A 19,457-nucleotide genomic window follows, 5' to 3' on the forward strand; every position below is an offset into this window, starting at 1 on the left:
CACTATCAGTGCGCGACGGCAGCGGCTGCCGCCTCGTCAATCAGGCGGCCCGTGCGGAACCGGTCGAGATTGAGACCCGACGCCAGTTTATGCGGTTCGCCCTTAGCGATCAGATGCGCAAACAGGTTGGCCGAGCCGGGCGTCGCCTTGAAGCCGCCGGTTCCCCAGCCGCAATTGACGAACAGTCCCGGAACCGGGGTGACACCCTGAATGGGCGACCTGTCCGGCGTGTTGTCGGTAATGCCGCCCCACTGCCGCATCATCTTGACCCTGCGGAAGATCGGAAACAGTTCGCAGATCGCATCGAGCGTATGGGTGATGATCTGCAGGCCGCCGGTCTGCGAGTATGAATTATACTGGTCGGTACCGGCGCCGATCACCAGCTCGCCCTTGTCGGACTGCGAGATATAGGCATGCACCGTGTTCGACATGACGACGCAAGGGAAGATGGGTTTCAGCGGTTCCGACACCAGCGCCTGCAGCGGGTTGGAATGCAGGGGCACGCGAACGCCCGCCATTTCCATCACGACCGACGAATGGCCGGCAGCCGATACGCCGACCTTGTTGGCACCGATAAAGCCCTTGGAAGTCTCGACGCCCTGAACTTCGCCACCCGGTCCGCGGCGGATGCCGGTGACTTCGCAGTTCTGAATGATATGGACGCCGCGATCGGCCGCCGCGCGCGCATAGCCCCAGGCAACGGCATCGTGGCGGGCTGTGCCGCCGCGGCGCTGCAGGGCAGCACCATTGATGGCGTAGCGTGCCGTCTTCGAAATATCGAGAACCGGCACGAAGGCCTTCGCCTGCTCCGGCGTCAGCCATTCGTTGTCGATGCCATAGAGCCTGTTGGCATTGATATGGCGCTTGAACGACTGCTGGTCATGAATGTTGTGCGACAGCATCATCACGCCGCGCGGCGAATACATGACGTTGTAGTTGAGCTCCTGGCTCAGGCCTTCCCACAGTTTGAGGGAATGCTCGTAGATGTCCATGCTCTCTTCGTAGAGATAGTTGGAGCGAATGATGGTCGTGTTGCGGCCGGTATTGCCGCCGCCGAGCCAGCCCTTCTCGATCACCGCGACATTGGTGATGCCGTGTTCCTTGGCGAGATAATAGGCGGCACCGAGACCATGACCGCCGGCGCCGACGATGATCACGTCGTAAGAGCTGCGCGGCTCGGGAGAGGTCCACTGCGCCTCCCATCCCTTGTGGGCACGCATTGCCTCGCGGGCTATGGCGAAAACCGAATATTTGCGCATGAGGCCGCGTCTCCTTGATCCGCCGGGTAAGGCTCTTGGGTAGAACCATACCCATCGCAAATCAATATGCGCCGCAATGGCCGTTTTGCGACGCCTCAGAGGATTGTTTCGACACACGCGGAAAACAGGCCCGGGAACCTCGGACGAAAGGCCCGGCCGACGGTCATGTGACGACGGCGGAGGGAAGATGGGGTCGTGACGTTAGAGCGACCGGCCGTTAACGCGGCCACAGGCTTCCTAGGAAAATTGGACAGACAGAAACCGGGGAAAGTTTCCCCGGTTTGTCATCGAGAGGCAAAATCAGGCCCGGAGCAGCACCTTGCCGGTGCGGCCGTGCTCGCCGGCTGCCTTGGCCGCCTTGGAGATGTCATCGAGACCAAAGACCTCGGAGACGGTGAGGGTCACGGTGCCGTTGGCGACGGCTTCGACGATCTCGCTGATATGGCTCTTCATCTTTTCCGCAGGAAGCTTGGGCGCGATCTTGGCGAGCCAGAAACCCTTGACCACCGCCTGCTTGAAAATCATGTCGCTGGCTGAAAGCTGCATCGGCGTTCCCGACATCAGTCCGAACGAGATCAGCAGGCCGTTTTCGCCAAGCACCGACAGTAGGTCTCCGGAGGCCGGGCCGCCGACGCCATCGACCCCCGCCTTGATCGCGGCTCCGCCCGAGAGCGCATTGACCGTCTCGCGCCATCCGGTCTGCGACGTCGAGACGACATTCTGGATGCCGAGATCCGCCAGTTCGCGCACCGCCTCGTCACGTCGGACGAGGTTGATGACATTGATCTGACGCGGCTTGGCAAACATCGCGAGCGTCTTGCCGACCGCACCATTGGCCGCGTTCTGGATGATCCAGTCACCTTTTTCGACACCCGCAAAATCGAGCAGTGTCAGGGCGCTGAGCGGCATCGAGATCAGCTGCGCGCCAGCCTCATCGGAAATCGAATCGGGAAGCGGCACGGCTGCCATGGCCGACGCGATATAATACTCCGCCCAGGTGCCCTGCCCTGAGGCCGCCACACGCTGCCCGACCTTCAGGTGCGAGACACCCTCGCCCAGCGCATCGACGATACCGGTTCCTTCGGTGCCGGCGACGGCGGGCAGGTCGGGCTTGTAGCCGTAATCGCCGGAAACCGTCAGAAGATCGTGATTGTGGATCGCCGCCATCGACATGCGGATCCGGATCTGGCCGGGGCCGGGCTGCGGAATTGGGCGATCTTCGATCGACAGGACGGAAGACGGATCGCCGAAACTGGAATGAATGGCACTACGCATGAGATTTCTCCGTTCGGTCCCGCGTGGCTCGGCAGGACAAGGCTTGGGCCGGTTGGGAACAGGTTCCCGCATGGGCGCAAATCGACTATGGCTTGGTGGCGGATATAGGACATCGCTAGGCTGATATAACCCCGCGCGGAGCAGCGGCTGTAAATTTCTTGAGAAGCCCGCAGCCGCGGGTAGACTTTTGACATCTCCTCTGTTAAGTGCCTTCACCAATCGCTTCGGCTATCCGCCGGGCTCCGACATTCTCTCGCCTCGAATCCTGCAGATTCCCTGGCGATAACAAACCAAAGGAACGGGATTTCACGTGCAGGTACTTGTCCGGGACAACAACGTTGATCAGGCTCTTCGCGCTCTCAAGAAGAAGATGCAGCGCGAAGGCATTTTCCGTGAAATGAAGATGCGTGATTACTACGAAAAGCCTTCGGAAAAGCGCGCCCGCGAAAAGGCTGAAGCCGTTCGCCGCGTCCGCAAGCTGGCCCGCAAGCGCATGCAGCGCGAAGGTCTTCTTCCGGCAACGCCGCGCCCGGCAACCGCCCGTCCGGCTGCTCGTTGATCGGTCGTTTTTTCGACGTTTTCATGTGATTATGAGCGGTGGCGACATGGGCGCCGCCGCTTTTTTGATTCGGAACAGTCGACATTCCGACACGTTCTGCCGATCCTGACAGCCCGATACGAGGACAAGCGCCTGATGGCCGCCAAGACTGCCGTTTTTTCCGATGGAACCCGAAACTCCGGCCATTCCTTGACCGTCGCCCCAATTCGCAAGGCCCTCGCTCCGATCGGTATCGTGGCAGTGCTCGCGCTGGCCGGCTGCTCGACGACCACGTCGACGGACATGATCAGCGTCGATCGCGCCCAGGGGTCGGAACAGAACATCTCGTCCCTGTCCTCCGTCATCAGCTCCAACCCGTCTGATCCGGAAGGCTACAACATTCGCGGGTCGGCCTACGGCCGCGCCGGCGAATTCAAGCGGGCGCTGGACGATTTCAATCGCGCGCTCCAGATCAATCCGCAGTTCTACCAGGCCTATGCGAACCGGGCGCTCGTCTATCGCAACATGGGCAAGCCTGTCGAAGCCGCGAACGATTACAACCGCGCGCTCCAGATCAATGCCAATTACGACGTCGCCCTGATCGGCCGCGGCAATATCTATCGCCAGGCCGGCCGCCTCAACGAAGCCTTCAGTGACTTCAACAAGGCCATCGATCTCGATACGACCGATGGTCGCGCTTACCACAACCGCGGCCTGATCTATCAGGCCCGCAATCAGCACGCGCAGGCGATCGACGACTTCTCCAAGGCGATCTCGCTCTCCTCCAGCTCGGCCGAGCCTTATAACGGTCGCGGTATTTCCTATCTCGCCATGAACGACGACGAGAATGCGTTTGCCGACTTCAACCGTGCCATCGAGCTGAACGACAAGCTTGCCGAATCCTGGGCCAACCAGGCACTGGTGTATGAGCATCGCGGCGACCGTGCCCGCGCCAACCGTTCGTTCTCGCATGCCGTCCGCCTGGACCCGAACTACAAGCCGGCCCAGGACGGCGCGGCACGTACACGCGGCGGCAATAGCTAAGCGGAGCCATGACGATGCAGCAGTCCGGTCGCCATGATATCATCGTCATCGGCGGCGGGATTGTCGGCGCCTCGATTGCCTGGCACCTCACGGTGTCAGGCGCCAAAGTCCATCTTCTTTCTGAGAAACCGGGCGGCATAGCCACGCCGAATTCCTTCGCCTGGATCAACGCCAGCTGGGGCAATCCGCGCGCCTATTTCGACCTGCGCATGCGCTCCATCGCCGAATGGAAACGCCTTGCGAAGGACGTCCCCACCCTGCCCCTATCTTTCGCGGGCGGCCTATGCTGGGACATGTCGCAGGCTGACCTGACGACCTACGCCAGCCAGCATTCCGGCTGGGGCTACGACATCGCTGAGGTCGATGCCGTTAGGATTGCCGCCATCGAACCGGCCTTGAACGACGTGCCTAACACCGCGCTTTACGCCGCGATGGAGGGTGTAGCCGAGCCGCAGGCGAGCGCCGAGATCCTCATCGCAGACGCCCAAAGACGCGGCATGCTTCTCACCGAAGGCATCCGGGTCACTGCCCTCAGGCGCAATGGCGAAGGCCATGTTGCAACTGTGGTCACCGACAGCGGCGAATACACAGCCCGTGAGATCGTGCTCGCCGCCGGCGCCGGGACAGCGACCCTTGCCGCTTCTGTCGGAATAGAGGTCCCGGTCGAAACACCACCGGGTCTCCTCGTCCACTCGACGCCGGTCGCACCGATGCTCAACGGCCTCGTCATTGCGCCGGAACTGCATGTCCGGCAAACCGCCGACGGTCGGCTCGTCGCCGGAACCGATTTCGGCGGCATGGATCCCGGAACCGATCCGGATGGCGCGGCGGAGGAACTGTTCGGCAAACTGAAGCGGTTCGCCAAAGGCGGCGACAGCCTGGTCATGGACTTCTACACCGTCGGTTATCGCCCCATGCCAAAGGACGGCTTTCCGATCATCGGACGTGCCGAAGATCAGACCGGCCAAACCCTCCCCGGCCTCTACATTGCCGTCACCCATTCGGGCATCACACTCGCTCCGGCGATCGGCTTGTTTGCCGCCACCGAAATCCTGGAAGGGGCGCAAGAACCTCTTCTCGCCCCCTACCGTCTGTCGCGCTTTAGCTGACAGCCCTCAGCGCCAGCCGAGCGCCGGCGCCACATGCTTCAGGATCGACTCGATGACATGGGCGTTGTAGTCAACGCCGAGCTGGTTCGGCACGGTCAGAAGCAGCGTATCGGCCTCGGCAATGCCCTCATCCTGGCGCAGCTCCTCGATCAGGGCTTCCGGTTCTGCCGCATAGGAACGACCAAAGATCGCCCGCGTGCTGTCGTCGATATATCCGACCGAGTCCTGCTCCTTGCCGCCGCGGCCGAAATAGGCCCGGTCGCGATCGTCCGTCAGCGCAAAGATCGAGCGGCTGACCGATACCCGCGGTTCGCGCTGATGGCCGGCCGCCTTCCAGGCGTCGCGATAGGCGCGGATCTGCTTTGCCTGCTGGATGTGGAAAGGCTCGCCCGTCTCGTCGTTCTTCAGGGTCGAGCTCTGCAGGTGCATGCCCTTCCCGGCCGCCCAGACTGCCGTTGCATCGGAGCTTGCGCCCCACCAGATGCGGTCTCGCAGCCCTTCCGAATGCGGCTCCAGACGCAGCATGCCCGGCGGGTTAGGAAACATCGGGCGCGGGTTGGGTTTGGCAAAACCCTCGCCCTTCAGCACGTCGAGAAAGACTTCGGCGTGGCGGCGGCCCATATCGGCATCCGTCATCCCCTCGCCCGGCTCGTAGCCAAAATAGCGCCAGCCTTCGATCACCTGTTCCGGCGAACCGCGGCTGATGCCGAGCTGCAGGCGTCCTTTCGAAATCAGATCCGCGGATCCCGCGTCCTCCGCCATGTAGAGGGGGTTTTCATAGCGCATATCGATGACGCCGGTGCCGATCTCGATCTTCGACGTGCGCGCACCGACGGCGGCCAGAAGCGGAAACGGCGAAGCCAGCTGGCGGGCGAAATGGTGAACGCGGAAATAGGCGCCGTCGGCACCGAGTTCTTCGGCAGCGACGGCAAGATCGATCGACTGCAACAGCACGTCGCCCGCAGAGCGCGTCTGCGATTGTGGCGACGGCGTCCAGTGGCCGAATGATAGGAAACCGATTTTCTTCATAATAGGGCTCCGGCAATATGCGCATGAGAAGAGGTGTTGCCCCCTACATGGCATGCCGGAGCAGCATCCGTTAGGGCCCTGCCGCGAATTGGGCGCAGACGGATTGTTCGCAGATTGCGAACGAGTGTTGTGAAGATGGAATGAAATAGCGTCTGGAGTACCTGTCGGCAGGGTCGCGCGGGTGCAACGTCACACCCGCGCTCCGACAGAAACAGATCCGGCTTAGCGCAGCAGGAAGACGCCAGCGATATTCAGGATGATGAAAACGATGAGGCCGCCGAGAAGTCCAGCGCCGCCGAAAAAGCCGGCCGCCATGGCGATCATCAGAACGACGGTGGACATCGTGCCCCATTTTGCAGCGGCCAGAAAACCCTCGTAGGTTTTCTCGTGCTCGCGATAATCCATGGGAGCACCGGTCTCCATAGGTCCGCTCTGGTGTTTGTCCATCATCGATCTCCTTCAACGCCGCGCCCACGAGCCGATCACGGCGGGGTGGCGCGGTAGCCTCCTCCTCGCTCTTCGAATCCTTGGCAGATCACCGAAAAGCGCCTCTCGATCCAGATTACACACACCGCTTCAAAGCGCAATCGCGCCACGCCGCGGCTGGTGCTTTAACACCTACTCGGCGAACGCCATTTCCTGAGAGGTCGGCCTTCCCGCGATCCTCGCGGTCGGCAGAACGGTGAGTGGCGGACTGTCGAACTGCGCTTCGTTGCCGAACATCATCCGCCGTTCATAGGCCTCCGACCGGAACAACGGGAACCGCCGCATCAACTGCGGCCTTACCTCCTTGACACGTGACGCAAGAAGCGTGAGCTCGAAGCCGTAGATGCCGGCCATCGTTGGCGGCACGACGATATCCGCCAGGAAGATGCGCTTGTAAAACGAGGCATGCGGCGGGCGGATGTGCTGCAACACCCGGTCGGCATCGAAATGGATCGCAGCCATGATGCTGGGCCGCAGCGTGATATAAGGGATCGTCGGCAATTCGGCGACGACAGCCGGATCGACCGCAAACCGGGCCGGGTCGATCAGCGTCATCCCGGCATCGAGGAAAGCGTGGACCGCATCGGGAAACACGCCTGTCGACTGGCACACACGATGGTCAGGCGTCACGTAATGGACGCGGATCGTCGCGATGAGTTCTTCGTAATGATGAATGCCGAAGACATAGGCGTTGCGGTCGAAATCGATCTCATCGAGCATGTCCACCGCACCGACGGGGAGAACATCCTGCGCCTTGTAGGCTTTGTATCTTAATCTGGCGATATCTTCGAAATCTTCGGCGCTCTGAATGCGGCGGTATTCGATGTGGTCGAGGGATGCGAGGAGCTTTTCGGAAAATGGTGCTTCAGGAACAGATTGCTTTATCGGCATGTGAATTATCCATGGGACGTTAACCCAGGATTAACCGTGAACTGAGCCTTGATCGCAATCGCCGAAATTATGTTTAACAAACTTTAAACAGAAATAGTTAACCGCCAACGGTAACCTTATGCCGCGGGTGCAAAAAATAGCCCGTGAAGATATGGGGAAGCGCGTCTAGCCAGCCGCGCTCAGTGACCGCGGCGCGTCGTTCTTGCGGCCCGATACGGCACGACTACCCGCCTTGCTGAGAGCAACGCCGTTAACGCGCAGACTCTCCAGCGCATCGACCGGCACCGGCGGCGAGAAGATGTAGCCCTGAACCAGGTCCGCAAAATTGTGCTTGCGCACGAGATCCAGCTGTTCCTGGGTTTCGACGCCTTCGAGAACGATGCGGAGATCGAGCTCGCGTGAAAGATGCACGATGCCGCTCAAAAGCTTCATGCGGCGCGGATCGGTACCGATGTCGCGCACGAAGGCGCGGTCGATCTTGACGATATCGATCGGCAGGGAATCCAGATAGCTGAGGCTCGAGAACCCGGTGCCGAAATCGTCGATTGCGATCGTCACGCCGTTGGCGCGCAACCGGCTGAGCGTCGCACTCACGGCGACAGGCTCCTCCATGAAGCAGCTTTCGGTTACTTCCAGATGCAGCCGTGCGGCAGGCAGACTGTACCGCGCCAAAGTCTCGGCCACCATTGCCGTGATCGCACCGCCACGAAGATCCTTGACCGAGAGATTGACGGAGACCGCCATACCGCCCGACCATTCGGCGCAGTCGGCGCATGCCTTGTCCAGCACGAACCGGGTGACGTCCGAAATCAGGCCCATGCTTTCGGCAAGCGGGATGAAAATGTTGGGGCCGATCCAGCCGCGCTCGGGATGCGACCATCTCACCAGTGCCTCGCAGCATTCCATCTCGGACCCGTCCGGCCGGTACATCGGCTGGTAGACGACGGACAGATGGCCGTTTTCGATGGCATGGCGCAGATCGGTCCGCAGACGCTGCTCGGCCACATACCGACCATCCATTTCCGGCCTGAAGGTTCTAACCGTGCCGTTGCCGGTCGACTTTGCCTCGTTGAGGGCAAGGTCCGCCTTGATCTGCCAGGATTCCATGTCGAAATCTTCAGCGGGCAGAATGACGCAACCGCTGTTGAGCGATACCGAAAGACTAAGCCCGTCGACCCGGTAATCCCCCTCGAATGTCCGGTGAATCTCGCGGATACGCGCCTCGATCGCGCAAGAACCGTCTTTACCGGTCACCAGCAGAACGAACTCGTCGCCCACCAGCCGGCCGATCAGAACCTCGTCGCTCGCAAACGCCGCTGCCCGTTCGGCAATTGCTGCAAGAAGCTTGTCGCCCACCACATGGCCGCGCATGTCGTTGACATGCTTGAACCCGTCGACATCAAGAATGGCAAGTCCGGCCCACATCTCCGGACCTGCATTTGCCAGCCGACGTTTGACCTGTTCGGTGAAATGTCCCCGTGTCGGCAGGCCGGTCAGCGTGTCGAAACGAACAAGGTGAAGGATTTTCTCTTCGGCAGCGACCCTTGCGCTGACATCCTCGAAGATCATCACGAGACCGCCCTCGGAACGGCGGCTGAGCGAGAATTCCAGATAGGTGTCGTCATTGAGACGAAGCAGCGTCTTGCCCGCCTGCCCTTCCAGTAGGCCGCCGATCTGCGTCAGGATCTCGTCCGGAAACGCGTTTTCGCGGTCGCGCAGGGCGGCAATGAAACTCGCACCCATCAGGTCTTCGGCATCGCCCAGTCCCAGCAATTCGTGCGCGCGCCGGTTGACGACCTGCACCCGGCCATCGGCGTCCAGCATGATCAGCGCATGCGTCATGGTGCTGAGCGCACTGTCGAGCTGGTCGGCAACCGTCTTCATCTCGCGCGAAACGATGACGTTCTTGTAGAGAAATTCCCGCACCCCCGTCGCCATCGACTGGGTGGTCAACCCGAACGGCACGAGAAAGAGCGCCATCAGCGCAAGATTGATTTCGCCGGTCAGCACGCAGGCAATGATCAGCGGCAAGCAGCAGCCGGTCGTCTGCAGCGCAACCGCGCGAGCAGACCCGTAGTTGCGGCCGACGATCGACACCATCGACGCCATGGTGACCGCGATGCACATGAAGGCGGCCATCATGTCCCGCAGGACAAGAACCGCATAGGCGCTGCTGATACCGAGAAGGAAAGCAGTCGCCGCGGCGCCGTAGACGTAGCGTGTTTCCCAGCTTTCGATCTCGTCGCGGGAAAGAACCGCACGGTCGAGACTGTCGAAGCGGCGGAACGAGATGACCCGGAACGTGAAGACGGCCAAGAACACCGCAATCAGCATGATATAGAAGGTAGAGCCCGTCGTCGCAAAAATCACTGCGCACGACAGGATATGGACCACCATGCCAGTCCACAGCGTTCCACGATTTCTAAACAGCGATTCGACGAACGACAGATAAACTTCTGTCGGCAGCGTTTGCGCTTCCGCATTCTTCATAGGGGCACATTCCCTTGCCATCAGACCGACAATGGAGAAAACGTTTTAAAAATTGATTGTTGTCGGAGTGCGACCCCTTGGATTGTGGGGGTTCGTCGAAAAGCGATCAATGAACGGTAACAGGGATTGCTAAAACTCTCCAAACTCAATTATGCGCTCTCGCGACCACCTTCGCAATAATATTTCGCGGAATGCCTGGAAACGGCATTTATGCGACCTATGGGGGTCTTTTCTTTTAATAAGCGTTCGTTTACATCGCCTCATTCGGGCAGAGGTAAAGACCTGCTGGGGAGCGAGCGAGTATGGCGGGCCTGTTGAAATTCAGCGCGTTAATTGACCGTGTCAGCGAAATCGTCGGAAAATTTGCGGGTTATCTCGTTCTGGCCTGCTGCCTGATCAGTGCCGGTAATGCCTGCATTCGCTATGCGTTCAACTACAGCTCGAATGGCTGGCTGGAAATCCAGTGGTATCTGTTCGCGTTTATCGTTCTCTTGGGCGCATCCCATACGCTTCGTCTCAACGAACACGTCCGCGTCGATCTGATCTACGGCGCCGTCTCGGATCGCAAGCGGTTGTGGATCGATGCGATCGGCCTGGTGATCTTTCTGATCCCAGCATGCCTCTTTCTGGCATGGCTGTCCTGGCCGTTCTTCTCCCTGTCTTTCATGCAAGGCGAAGTGTCTTCGAATGCCGGCGGCCTGATCCGCTGGCCCGTCAAATTCATCATCGTCTCGGGGTTCGTGCTCCTTGCCTTTCAGGGCCTGTCCGAGCTGATTAAGCGGATCGCCGGCCTTACAGGCACCCTCCAGGTCGACACGACCTACGAAAAGCCACTGCAATAAGACCGCGCCATTCCGGGGGGAAACCAAGCTCATGTTTGAATACGGCGTAATGCCACCGGCCATGTTTCTGGGCATGATCATTTTCATGCTTTACGGCTTTCCGGTCGCCTTTTCCCTTTCCGCGGTCGGGCTGTTTTTCGGCTTCCTGGGTATCTACACCGGTCATTTCGAATATGCGTTCATGCAGGCCCTGCCGCTGCGCATTTTCGGCATCGTCTCCAACGACCTGCTTCTCGCCATTCCCTTCTTCACCTTCATGGGTGCCATTCTTGAACGCTGCGGTCTTGCCGAGGACCTGCTCGAAGGCACCGGAAAACTGTTCGGCGCAATTCCCGGCGGCCTTGCCTATGCGGTGATCATCGTGGGCGCAATTCTCGGCGCCATCACCGGCACGGTTGCCGCATCCGTCATCACCATGGGTGTGATTTCCCTGCCGATCATGCTGAAATACGGCTACAATCCGCGGCTGGCGACCGGCGTGATTGCAGCCTCCGGCACCATCACTCAGGTCATCCCGCCGTCGCTCGTCCTCATCGTTCTGGCCGATCAGCTCGGCCGTTCGGTCGGCGACATGTATCTCGGCGCCATCGGTCCTTCGATCCTGCAGGTCGTGATCTTCCTGCTGTTCATTCTCTTCACCTCGATCGTCCGGCCCCAGGATGTTCCGGCGCTGCCGCCGGAGGCCCGCGGCGAACTCAATGCCGCGCTGGTGTTGAGAGTGCTGTGGGGCATGGTCCCTTCGGTCGTGCTGATCTTCCTTGTCCTCGGCACCCTGTTCATGGGACTTGCCACACCGACGGAAGCCGGCGCGCTCGGCGTCGTCGGCGCCATGGCGCTTGCTGCCATGCACCGCCGCCTGACCTGGGACCTCGTCAAGCAGGCCATGCATTCGACAATGACGATCACCTCGATGGTCGTCTTCATCCTCGTCGGTGCCACCTGCTTCAGCCTTGTGTTCCAGGGCATGAACGGTGGGCTTTGGATCGAATTCCTGCTGTCTCATATTCCGGGCGGCGCCCTCGGCTTCCTGATCTTCGTCAACATCTTCATTTTCTTCCTGGCGTTCTTCCTGGATTTCTTCGAGATCGCCTTTATCGTCCTGCCGATGCTGGCGCCGGTCGCAACGGCGCTCGGCATCGACCTGATCTGGTTCGGCGTGCTGCTCTGCGTCAACATGCAGACCTCGTTCATGCACCCGCCATTCGGCTTCGCACTCTTCTACCTGCGATCGATCGCGCCGAAGACTGTGAAGACGAAGGACATCTATCTCGGCGCCATTCCGTGGCTCGGGATGCAGCTGATCCTCGTCGCCATCATCATCTTCTGGCCGGAATCCGTCACCTACTGGCTGGACAAGGCTCCAGACGTCGATCTCAATACGATCAAGATCGAAATCCCCGGCTTCGGCAATGATAGCGGCAACAACCAGATGCCCAATTTTGGCCTGCCGCCGATGGATGGTGCGCCCGGTCAGGGCGGCGGCGCGCAACCTGCCCCCGGACTACCCGGCATGCCCAACTTCGGCGAGCCACCCAAGATCAACCCGTAACGGCTTCGTCTTGCCAGAAAACCGGTGCAGTAGTACATTGGAGTGGAGAGCAAAGCGCGAACTCTGCCCTCCGTTTGTTATTTGACTAGGAAATTGAGCCGGACGGACACTGACCAGCCCGTCCGGTATTTCCTAACCAGCAACGTAATACTCAGTGGAAACCACATCGCATCACCTCCTGTTCGACGGCAAGGCTTTTGCCTAAAAGTCGGGGAAGCCCGTCTTCACCGATACTCCGGCTGGCCACGGAGTGCTCTGCTTTTGCCTTCGAACGCCACCATCATAGATACCAGCGTGTGATTGTCGAGCCGACACAACCGGGCATACGTGCAGCGCGTCTATTGCGTGAATCCAGTCCGGCGCCATCCCTCAGCTGCAAAAGAAAACCCCGGACCTTGCGATCCGGGGTACGTGTCTAAGCAACGCTGTGGAAAGATCAGATCTTGCCGTTTCGCTGCTGGATCATCATGAACGTGTCGAATGTGTACTCCGAAAGCTGCATCCAGAGGTAACCTTCCTTCTTGAATGCGACCTGGTCGTCGTAGACCTTCTTGAAATCCGCGTTGGTTGCGGAAATACCTTTGTAGACGTCCATTGCAGCCGTGTAGCAGGCCTCGAGGATATCCTGGCTGAATGGCCGCAACGTCGTCCCCTGCGATACGATCTGCTTGATCGCCATCGGGTTCTTCAGATCGTATTTCGCCATCATGTTGGTATTGGCGAAAGCGCAGGCATCGGTCAGCGCCGACTGATAATGCTTTGGCAGGCTGTTCCACTTGTCGAGGTTGATGAAGGCATGGATTGTCGGGCCGCCTTCCCAGAAAGCCGGATAGTAGTAATACTTGGCCACCTTGTAGAAGCCGAGCTTGTGGTCGTCATAGGGACCGACCCACTCCGCCGCATCGATCGTGCCCTTTTCCAGCGCCGGATAGATATCGCCTCCGGCGATCTGCTGCGGTACGGCGCCGAGCTTTTCGAGCACCTTCCCGGCAATGCCGGCAATGCGCATCTTCACGCCCTTAAAGTCGTCGACGGTGTTGATTTCCTTGCGGAACCAGCCGCCCATCTGGGCGCCGGTATTGCCGGCCGGCATGCCGTAGATCTGATGCTTGGCATAGAACTCGTTCATCAGCGTATTGCCGTTGCCCTGGTAGAACCACGAGTTCGTCAGGCGCGCATTCATGCCGAAGGGGATCGCCGTGCCGATCGCAAAGGTCGGGTCCTTGCCGACAAAATAGTAGGAGCAGGTATGGCACATCTCGACCGTGCCAGCGGAGACAGCATCGGCCGCCTGCAGACCCGGGACGATCTCACCACCTGCAAACGGCTGGATCGTGAAATTGCCGTCGGTGGCGGCTGCAACATGCTTCGCGATATCGTCGGCGCCGCCATAAATCGTGTCCAGCGATTTCGGAAATGACGATGTCAGGCGCCAGTTGATCTTCGGGTTCTGCTGGGCAATGGCAGGTGTCGAAAGCGGAACAGCAAGCACTGTGGCTGCAGCGGCTCCCGCGCCGCCGACTGCCGTCTTTTTCAGGAATGAACGACGATCCATCAAAAATCCTCCCGGGTTGAACAGACCGCGAAGATGTCTCCTCCCATACCTCGCCAGTCCTAGATGAGGTAATCATGTTGCTTGAAAGCTTGCAAGCAGACCATGTAACAATGACGGCGGGCCAAGGTTAAACCGCATTATACTTTCGTCTTCCGCGATCGTCGTGGTTCACGCTGCACGGCGTCGCTACGGCTTGACTTCACCCCGCCTCCGGCAGCAATACGGGATAAGAACCACTGCCCCGCCTGGAGATTGTTCATGCCCGTCTCGTGCCGCAAGCCCATCGTCGCCGTTCCCGCCGATCTCAGGCAATTCGAAGGCGCCCTCTGGCACGCCACACCCAACCAGTATGTCAATGCGGCGCTGAAAGTGGCGGACGTCATGAGCTTCATCGTTCCCGCCTTCGAGGAGGGCAACGATGTCGACACGATCCTCGACCGGGTCGACGGCGTGCTGGTTTCCGGCGCCGTCAGCAACGTCCACCCGTCGCTTTACGGCCGCGAAGCGACCGAGGGAGACGGCCCCTTCGATCACGGCCGCGACGCCACCTCGCTGCCGATGATCCGCCGCGCGATCGAGCGCGGCATTCCGCTTCTCGCCATCTGTCGCGGCATCCAGGAGCTGAATGTCGCGCTGGGTGGCACGCTGGCAAGCGAGATCCAGGATCAGCCGGGCAACTGGGACCACCGCAAGCCCGACGTGCCAGACCGCGACGCGATGTACGCGATCCGCCAGCCGGTCTTCGTCAAGGAAGGATCCTGCATCGCGGATTTCCTCGGATTTTCCGGCGAAGTCCAGGTGAATTCGCTCCACCGCCAGGCGATTGCAAAGACCGCTACCCGCCTGAAGGTGGAGGCGACGGCCGCAGACGGCACGATCGAGGCGGTGTCGGTGATCGACGCGAAGAATTTCGCCGTTGGCGTCCAGTGGCATCCGGAATACTGGGCCGAAACCGATGCGCCCTCGGCCGCCCTGTTCAAGGCGTTCGGCGATGCGGTCCGCGCCTACGCGGCATCGGCGAGCGGTGAGACCAGCACACCGGTTGCCCGCACCGCGTGAATCAAACACCCTCGCCGTGTTTGCCGGTTATCCCTTGACGGGGGTTTCCGGAACCGGCGTCAGCACGCGGCCGTCCTTGAACCAGCCGATCAGGTTGTCGACGACGAGATCGGCCATCGCATTGCGGGTCTGAACAGACGCGGAGGCGACATGCGGCAGAAGGCAGGTATTATCGAGAGCGATCAGCTCCGCCGGTACGTTCGGCTCGTCGAAGAACACGTCAAGCCCGGCCGCGGCAATCGTCTTGTCGCTGAGGGCGGCAATCATTGCCTCCTCGTCAACGCTCGATCCACGTCCGACATTGATAAACACGCCGCCCGGCCCAAGCGCTTCGAAGATCTCCGCATTGATGATCTTGAACGTATCCGGCGTCCCGGGCGCGATGCAGATCAGCGTATCGACGGCCTCAGCCATCTCCTTTAAGGACGGATAGTAGATATAGCCGACATCCGAGCGCTGGCTGCGGCTATAATAGCCGATCGTCACCTTGAACGGCTCAAGCCGCTTTGCGATCTCGAGACCGATGCGGCCAAGGCCGAGAATGCCAATGCTGCGGCCCTTTAGTGAAAACGGCGACAGCGGAAACGGGCCTTCGCTCGCCCAGCGTCCCTCGCGCAGATAGGTTTCCGCCTTCGGAAACTGGCGCAGCGTGTTGAGGAGCAGCGCAATGGCAGTATCAGCCACTTCGTCGTTCAGAACGTCAGGCGTGTTGGTAACGATGATGCCGCGCTCGGCAGCTTTCTTCGTATCGGTCCCGTCGTAACCGACGCCGAAGCTGGAGATGACTTCGAGATTGGGAAACGCGTCGATGACGGCAGCATCGCATTTGCCGGAAACCGCGATGCCACGCACGCGCGCCCTCGTCTCGGCGTCGACGGATGCCAGTTCGGCATGCGGAGCCGAGATGACCTCGAAACTGTCGTTCAGACGCTCCAGAACGCGCGGATGAATACGGCCCGGCACGAAGATGGTGGCAGGATTCTCAGACATGCAGCAACCTCTTTATGAAGAATAATCAGCGTGGACGAAAGACGCCGGTCGACTGGCGCAGACGCATTTCCGGCTTGATCAGATGGAGACCGTCAGGCTCATGGCTCCCGGCAAGACGATCGAGCAGTGCCCGCGCCGCTAAGCGCCCGACATCGGCCTGTCCGTTGGAAACGGTGGTCAGAGACGGCGTCGAGATCGACGCCTGTTCCAGATCGTCATAGCCGGTGACGGAGATATCGACGCCCGGTGTCAACCCGGCCCGCGCGATGCCGTTCATCAGGCCGATCGCCACCAGATCGTTCCAGCAGACCGCAGCCGTCGGCTTTTGCGGCAGGGACAGGAAATGCACCGCCGCCTCGAACCCGCCCTGCATCGAACGGGGTCCCGGAATGCGCAGGTTCGGATCGACCTCGATATTGGCTTTCAGCAGCGCGTTGACGTAGCCCTGGTAACGGTCGCGACCGGTCGATGTCTGGTCGGTGCCGCCGATCATGGCGATCGCCCGGTGGCCCAGTCCGATAAGATGGTTGGTGGCAAGCGAAATGCCGTAAGCATCGTCGCCGCGATAGGTCGGCAGGTCGAGGCCTTCCATCGAGCGGGCGACAAGAATGGCCGGCATGCCGTTTTCTTCGGCAAGCTTCATATCCTCGATCGGCGTCCCGATCGCCGGCGACATGATCACGCCGTCGCCACCCAGCTGCAGCAGCGTCTCGATGAACGTGCGCTGCTTTTCGACCGAATCGTAATGGTTGGAGAGAATGAACGTATGCCGGCTGCGGTCGAGCTCGCTCTCGATCGCTTTCAGAATTTCACCGTAGAACGGGTTCATCACGTCATGCACGACGACACCGATGATCCCGGAGCGCGAGGTGCGCAGGCTGGCGGCACGGCGATTGTAGATGTAGCCAAGCGCCCGCGCCTGTTCCTTGATCTTCTCGCGGGTATCGGAAGCCACGAGCGGACTGTCCCGGAGAGCAAGCGAAATCGTAGCTGTAGAAAGACCGAGACTTTCGGCAATCGTCGACAGTTTGATTTTCTGCGCCATCTAGCCCCGCGTTCTCATGCAGCCTGCATTCCCACGCAGAGCACCCGAATTAAAGTTTAAATAAACAATTTAATTCCATGCGACAATCCTGTGACGGGATTTTTCGGACGAGCAGGTTGGCAAACGCAACCCTCAGTCGCGATCGCCCTCATCCGACTGAAGATTGTGCTCGACGGCTTTGAGAAGTTTGAGAAGGGTGCGAACCTCCTTGTCCGAAAGACCTTTGACGGCCAGTTCGCCGCACTCGGCCACCGCGCGGCCGATCTGCTCGACGCTCTTCAGACCAGTCTCCGTCAGATGCACCTTGGTCAGGCGACCATCCGTTCCATCCGACCGGCGCTCCAGAAATCCCTGCGCTTCCATGCGGCCGATCGTGCGGGTCATGGTGGGAGCCTTGACGCCCATGCGGTTGGCAAGATGACCCGGCGTCATGCCGTCTTCCTCGGAAAGCGCTAGGATCACCCCGTCCTGCCCGGCATAAAGGCCGCTTTCGACCAGACTGCGGGACAAGGCGGTGCGCATTGACCGGGCGGTCTGTGTAATGACAGGCGCAAGGTCGGTTGCGGAAAGACCAGCGCCGTCCTTCTTCTTGCCCGACTTGGATTTCTTGTCGCCTTTTTTCTTGCTCATAGGCTCCGCCCGTTTTGCGTCATGGAAGTCGGCGCTATAACTATACCACGCCACCCTTATCGAAACCCGGAATTGACCGCCAGATGCCGCATCCCTTGCCGCGCTATCATGACAACGATGTTACGCCCCCGTCCACAGAAAGCGCTAAAAGAGGCGACTGGATCGCCGTTCTGCCGCTCGGCGCCCACGAACAGCACGGTCCGCACCTGCCTTTCGAGACCGATACGCTGATCGCACAGGGCCTTGTCGACCGCATTATCCCTGCCCTTCCGGCTGATCTTCCGGTGACGTTCCTGCCGGTAGAGCCAGTCGGCTACTCGATCGAGCACATGGATGTGGCAGGAACGAAGACGCTGGCCGCCGCCGAGGCCATCGACCGCTGGCTCGGCATCGCCGAGGAACTTCACAAGCAAGGCATCCGCAAACTGGTGATGCTGAACGCCCATGGCGGCAACGCGCCGCTGCTGACGATCGTCACGACAGAGGCCCGCGTCCGTTTCAACATGCTGGCGGTCGCAACAAGCTGGACCCGCTTCGGCCAGCCCGAAGGCTGGATCGCTCCGGAGGACAAGGCAATCGATATCCACGGCGGCGATATCGAGACCTCCGTCATGCTGGCACTGTGGCCGGACCGTGTGAGCATGGAAAGGGCCGAAAACTTCCCATCGCGCCAGACAGATTTCGCGAAAGACTTTCGCCACCTGCGCGCGTACGGCCCACATGCGTTCGGGTGGAAAATGTCGGACCTAAACGAAAAGGGCGCCGCCGGCAACGCAACCGCTGCCACCGCAGAACGGGGCGAGCACCTGGTGAAGCACGCGGTGAACGGCATCATCGAGTTGCTACGGGATGTGGCACGGTTTGATGTTGACGCGTTGAAGTAGCGCTGAGCCGCATAATGTGCGAGACTTGCGCACACGAAGGTGGTGTCTCATGACCCTCAACATTAGCAGTGAAGAAGCTCAGGCACTTGCGAAAGAGCTCGCGCAGATAGATGGAACGACAATCACGCAAGCGGTGGTCACCGCACTGCGGGAAACCATCGACAAGCGCGCGCAGCAGGAGACGCCAGGCGAGACAGCCAGCCGCATCCTTGCAAAGCACGGGCTTTCCTTCAAACAGACTCGACCCGTGCCCCCAGCTTCCGCCTATCACGATCTCGACCACGACCTGGATTGATCGCACATGTTTGTCGATGCTTGTGCGATCGTATCGTTGATGGCTGGCGAAGATACCGCGGAAGCCTATGAAAGGGCGTTGGCAAAATCGACACTGCCATTCACGTCTCCTCTCGCTGCCTGGGAAGCAATTATCGTGCTTTCTCGGCCCGACCAATTAGACTGCGCCTACGGCCAGGCAGAAAGCGCTGTCGTGGAATGGCTCGACGCGCGCGGCATTGATATCCGTGAGGCGGGCTCGCCGCGTGCGCTCTTAAGCTTTGCTGTCGCGGTGGCTCAGAAACATGGCATCGGTAAGCGGCACTTGAGCAACTTCGACTGTTTCCATTACGCGCATGCGAAAGTGGCCGGCGAGCCGCTTCTCACGCTCGACCAGCTTCTTCGGCAAACCGACGCGTCGACATTGCCTTGATGTGATCATATAACATTCAAAACCCCTTTGAACTCGCGCGGCCTTGCCCTTATATGAGGCCAACACGCTTCCGCGC

At 60.2% G+C, this 19,457-nt stretch carries 19 protein-coding genes; 9 read left to right on the forward strand and 10 right to left on the reverse strand.

The features are described 5' to 3' along the window. Positions 1-5: 5 nt before the first annotated feature. Positions 6-1,259: a sarcosine oxidase subunit beta family protein gene (locus ASG19_RS19085; RefSeq protein WP_062461061.1), complete on the reverse strand. Its 1,254-nt coding sequence runs from the start codon at positions 1,257-1,259 to the stop codon at positions 6-8. Between the two features lie 300 nt (positions 1,260-1,559). Further along, positions 1,560-2,534: a zinc-binding dehydrogenase gene (locus tag ASG19_RS19090; protein WP_062461064.1), complete on the reverse strand. Its 975-nt coding sequence runs from the start codon at positions 2,532-2,534 to the stop codon at positions 1,560-1,562. Positions 2,535-2,844: 310 nt separating this feature from the next. Between ASG19_RS19090 and rpsU the strand changes: the two genes are divergently transcribed. The 3 genes from rpsU (at position 2,845) to ASG19_RS19105 (ending at position 5,225) form a co-directional block, all read left to right on the forward strand. Next, entirely contained in the window at positions 2,845-3,093 is a 249-nt protein-coding gene (gene rpsU / locus ASG19_RS19095; RefSeq protein WP_062461068.1) for a 30S ribosomal protein S21, read from the forward strand. A 135-nt stretch (positions 3,094-3,228) separates the two neighbouring features. Beyond that, positions 3,229-4,116: a tetratricopeptide repeat protein gene (locus ASG19_RS19100; RefSeq protein WP_082476443.1), complete on the forward strand. Its 888-nt coding sequence runs from the start codon at positions 3,229-3,231 to the stop codon at positions 4,114-4,116. A gap of 14 nt (positions 4,117-4,130) precedes the next feature. Continuing rightward, positions 4,131-5,225, forward strand: coding sequence for an FAD-binding oxidoreductase (locus tag ASG19_RS19105; RefSeq protein ID WP_062461900.1), 1,095 nt, complete (start codon positions 4,131-4,133; stop codon positions 5,223-5,225). A 6-nt stretch (positions 5,226-5,231) separates the two neighbouring features. On the opposite strand, the gene ASG19_RS19110 is transcribed toward ASG19_RS19105, so the two are convergent. From ASG19_RS19110 to ASG19_RS19125, 4 genes are all read right to left on the reverse strand, one after another. Then, positions 5,232-6,254 (reverse strand): LLM class flavin-dependent oxidoreductase, encoded by a 1,023-nt coding sequence (locus ASG19_RS19110; protein WP_062461071.1) that lies wholly within the window; start codon positions 6,252-6,254, stop codon positions 5,232-5,234. Between the two features lie 222 nt (positions 6,255-6,476). Next, on the reverse strand, positions 6,477-6,701 hold the full coding sequence (locus tag ASG19_RS19115; RefSeq protein WP_062461074.1) for an aa3-type cytochrome c oxidase subunit IV: 225 nt from the start codon (positions 6,699-6,701) through the stop codon (positions 6,477-6,479). A 171-nt stretch (positions 6,702-6,872) separates the two neighbouring features. Continuing rightward, on the reverse strand, positions 6,873-7,625 hold the full coding sequence (locus ASG19_RS19120; RefSeq protein ID WP_062461904.1) for a hypothetical protein: 753 nt from the start codon (positions 7,623-7,625) through the stop codon (positions 6,873-6,875). Positions 7,626-7,796: 171 nt separating this feature from the next. Continuing rightward, complete coding sequence (locus tag ASG19_RS19125; protein WP_062461077.1) at positions 7,797-10,121, reverse strand: GGDEF domain-containing phosphodiesterase; 2,325 nt, start codon at positions 10,119-10,121, stop codon at positions 7,797-7,799. A gap of 302 nt (positions 10,122-10,423) precedes the next feature. On the opposite strand from ASG19_RS19125, the gene ASG19_RS19130 reads away from it, so the two are divergent. Further along, a complete protein-coding gene (locus ASG19_RS19130) occupies positions 10,424-10,963 on the forward strand; it encodes a TRAP transporter small permease subunit (protein ID WP_062461080.1) in 540 nt (179 codons plus the stop codon). Between the two features lie 31 nt (positions 10,964-10,994). Continuing rightward, on the forward strand, positions 10,995-12,512 hold the full coding sequence (locus tag ASG19_RS19135) for a TRAP transporter large permease subunit (RefSeq protein WP_062461083.1): 1,518 nt from the start codon (positions 10,995-10,997) through the stop codon (positions 12,510-12,512). Between the two features lie 436 nt (positions 12,513-12,948). Here ASG19_RS19135 and ASG19_RS19140 read toward each other — a convergent pair whose 3' ends face one another. Continuing rightward, complete coding sequence (locus ASG19_RS19140) at positions 12,949-14,067, reverse strand: TRAP transporter substrate-binding protein (RefSeq protein WP_062461086.1); 1,119 nt, start codon at positions 14,065-14,067, stop codon at positions 12,949-12,951. Positions 14,068-14,325: 258 nt separating this feature from the next. Between ASG19_RS19140 and ASG19_RS19145 the strand changes: the two genes are divergently transcribed. Next, on the forward strand, positions 14,326-15,126 hold the full coding sequence (locus ASG19_RS19145; protein WP_062461089.1) for a gamma-glutamyl-gamma-aminobutyrate hydrolase family protein: 801 nt from the start codon (positions 14,326-14,328) through the stop codon (positions 15,124-15,126). Positions 15,127-15,153: 27 nt separating this feature from the next. Here the strand turns inward: ASG19_RS19145 and ASG19_RS19150 are convergent, their stop codons facing one another. The 3 genes from ASG19_RS19150 to ASG19_RS19160 form a co-directional block, all read right to left on the reverse strand. Beyond that, positions 15,154-16,116, reverse strand: coding sequence for a 2-hydroxyacid dehydrogenase (locus ASG19_RS19150; RefSeq protein WP_062461092.1), 963 nt, complete (start codon positions 16,114-16,116; stop codon positions 15,154-15,156). 25 nt (positions 16,117-16,141) lie between these two features. Next, the gene (locus ASG19_RS19155) at positions 16,142-17,161 is read right to left on the reverse strand and encodes a LacI family DNA-binding transcriptional regulator (protein WP_062461099.1); all 1,020 of its coding nucleotides are present in this window, start codon (positions 17,159-17,161) and stop codon (positions 16,142-16,144) included. A 132-nt stretch (positions 17,162-17,293) separates the two neighbouring features. After that, positions 17,294-17,791, reverse strand: coding sequence for a MarR family transcriptional regulator (locus tag ASG19_RS19160; RefSeq protein ID WP_062461102.1), 498 nt, complete (start codon positions 17,789-17,791; stop codon positions 17,294-17,296). 83 nt (positions 17,792-17,874) lie between these two features. Here ASG19_RS19160 and ASG19_RS19165 point away from each other — a divergent pair, with 83 nt between their 5' ends. The 3 genes from ASG19_RS19165 to ASG19_RS19175 are packed head-to-tail and all read left to right on the forward strand — an operon-like array spanning position 17,875 to position 19,381. Then, the gene (locus tag ASG19_RS19165; protein ID WP_062461105.1) at positions 17,875-18,675 is read left to right on the forward strand and encodes a creatininase family protein; all 801 of its coding nucleotides are present in this window, start codon (positions 17,875-17,877) and stop codon (positions 18,673-18,675) included. Between the two features lie 49 nt (positions 18,676-18,724). Next, on the forward strand, positions 18,725-18,970 hold the full coding sequence (locus ASG19_RS19170) for a type II toxin-antitoxin system VapB family antitoxin (RefSeq protein WP_062461108.1): 246 nt from the start codon (positions 18,725-18,727) through the stop codon (positions 18,968-18,970). Positions 18,971-18,976: 6 nt separating this feature from the next. Next, complete coding sequence (locus tag ASG19_RS19175; RefSeq protein WP_062461111.1) at positions 18,977-19,381, forward strand: type II toxin-antitoxin system VapC family toxin; 405 nt, start codon at positions 18,977-18,979, stop codon at positions 19,379-19,381. Positions 19,382-19,457: the final 76 nt, after the last annotated feature.

Origin of the sequence: Rhizobium sp. Leaf306 (genome assembly GCF_001423425.1) — a bacterium.
Classification (GTDB): Bacteria; Pseudomonadota; Alphaproteobacteria; order Rhizobiales; family Rhizobiaceae; genus Neorhizobium; species Neorhizobium soli.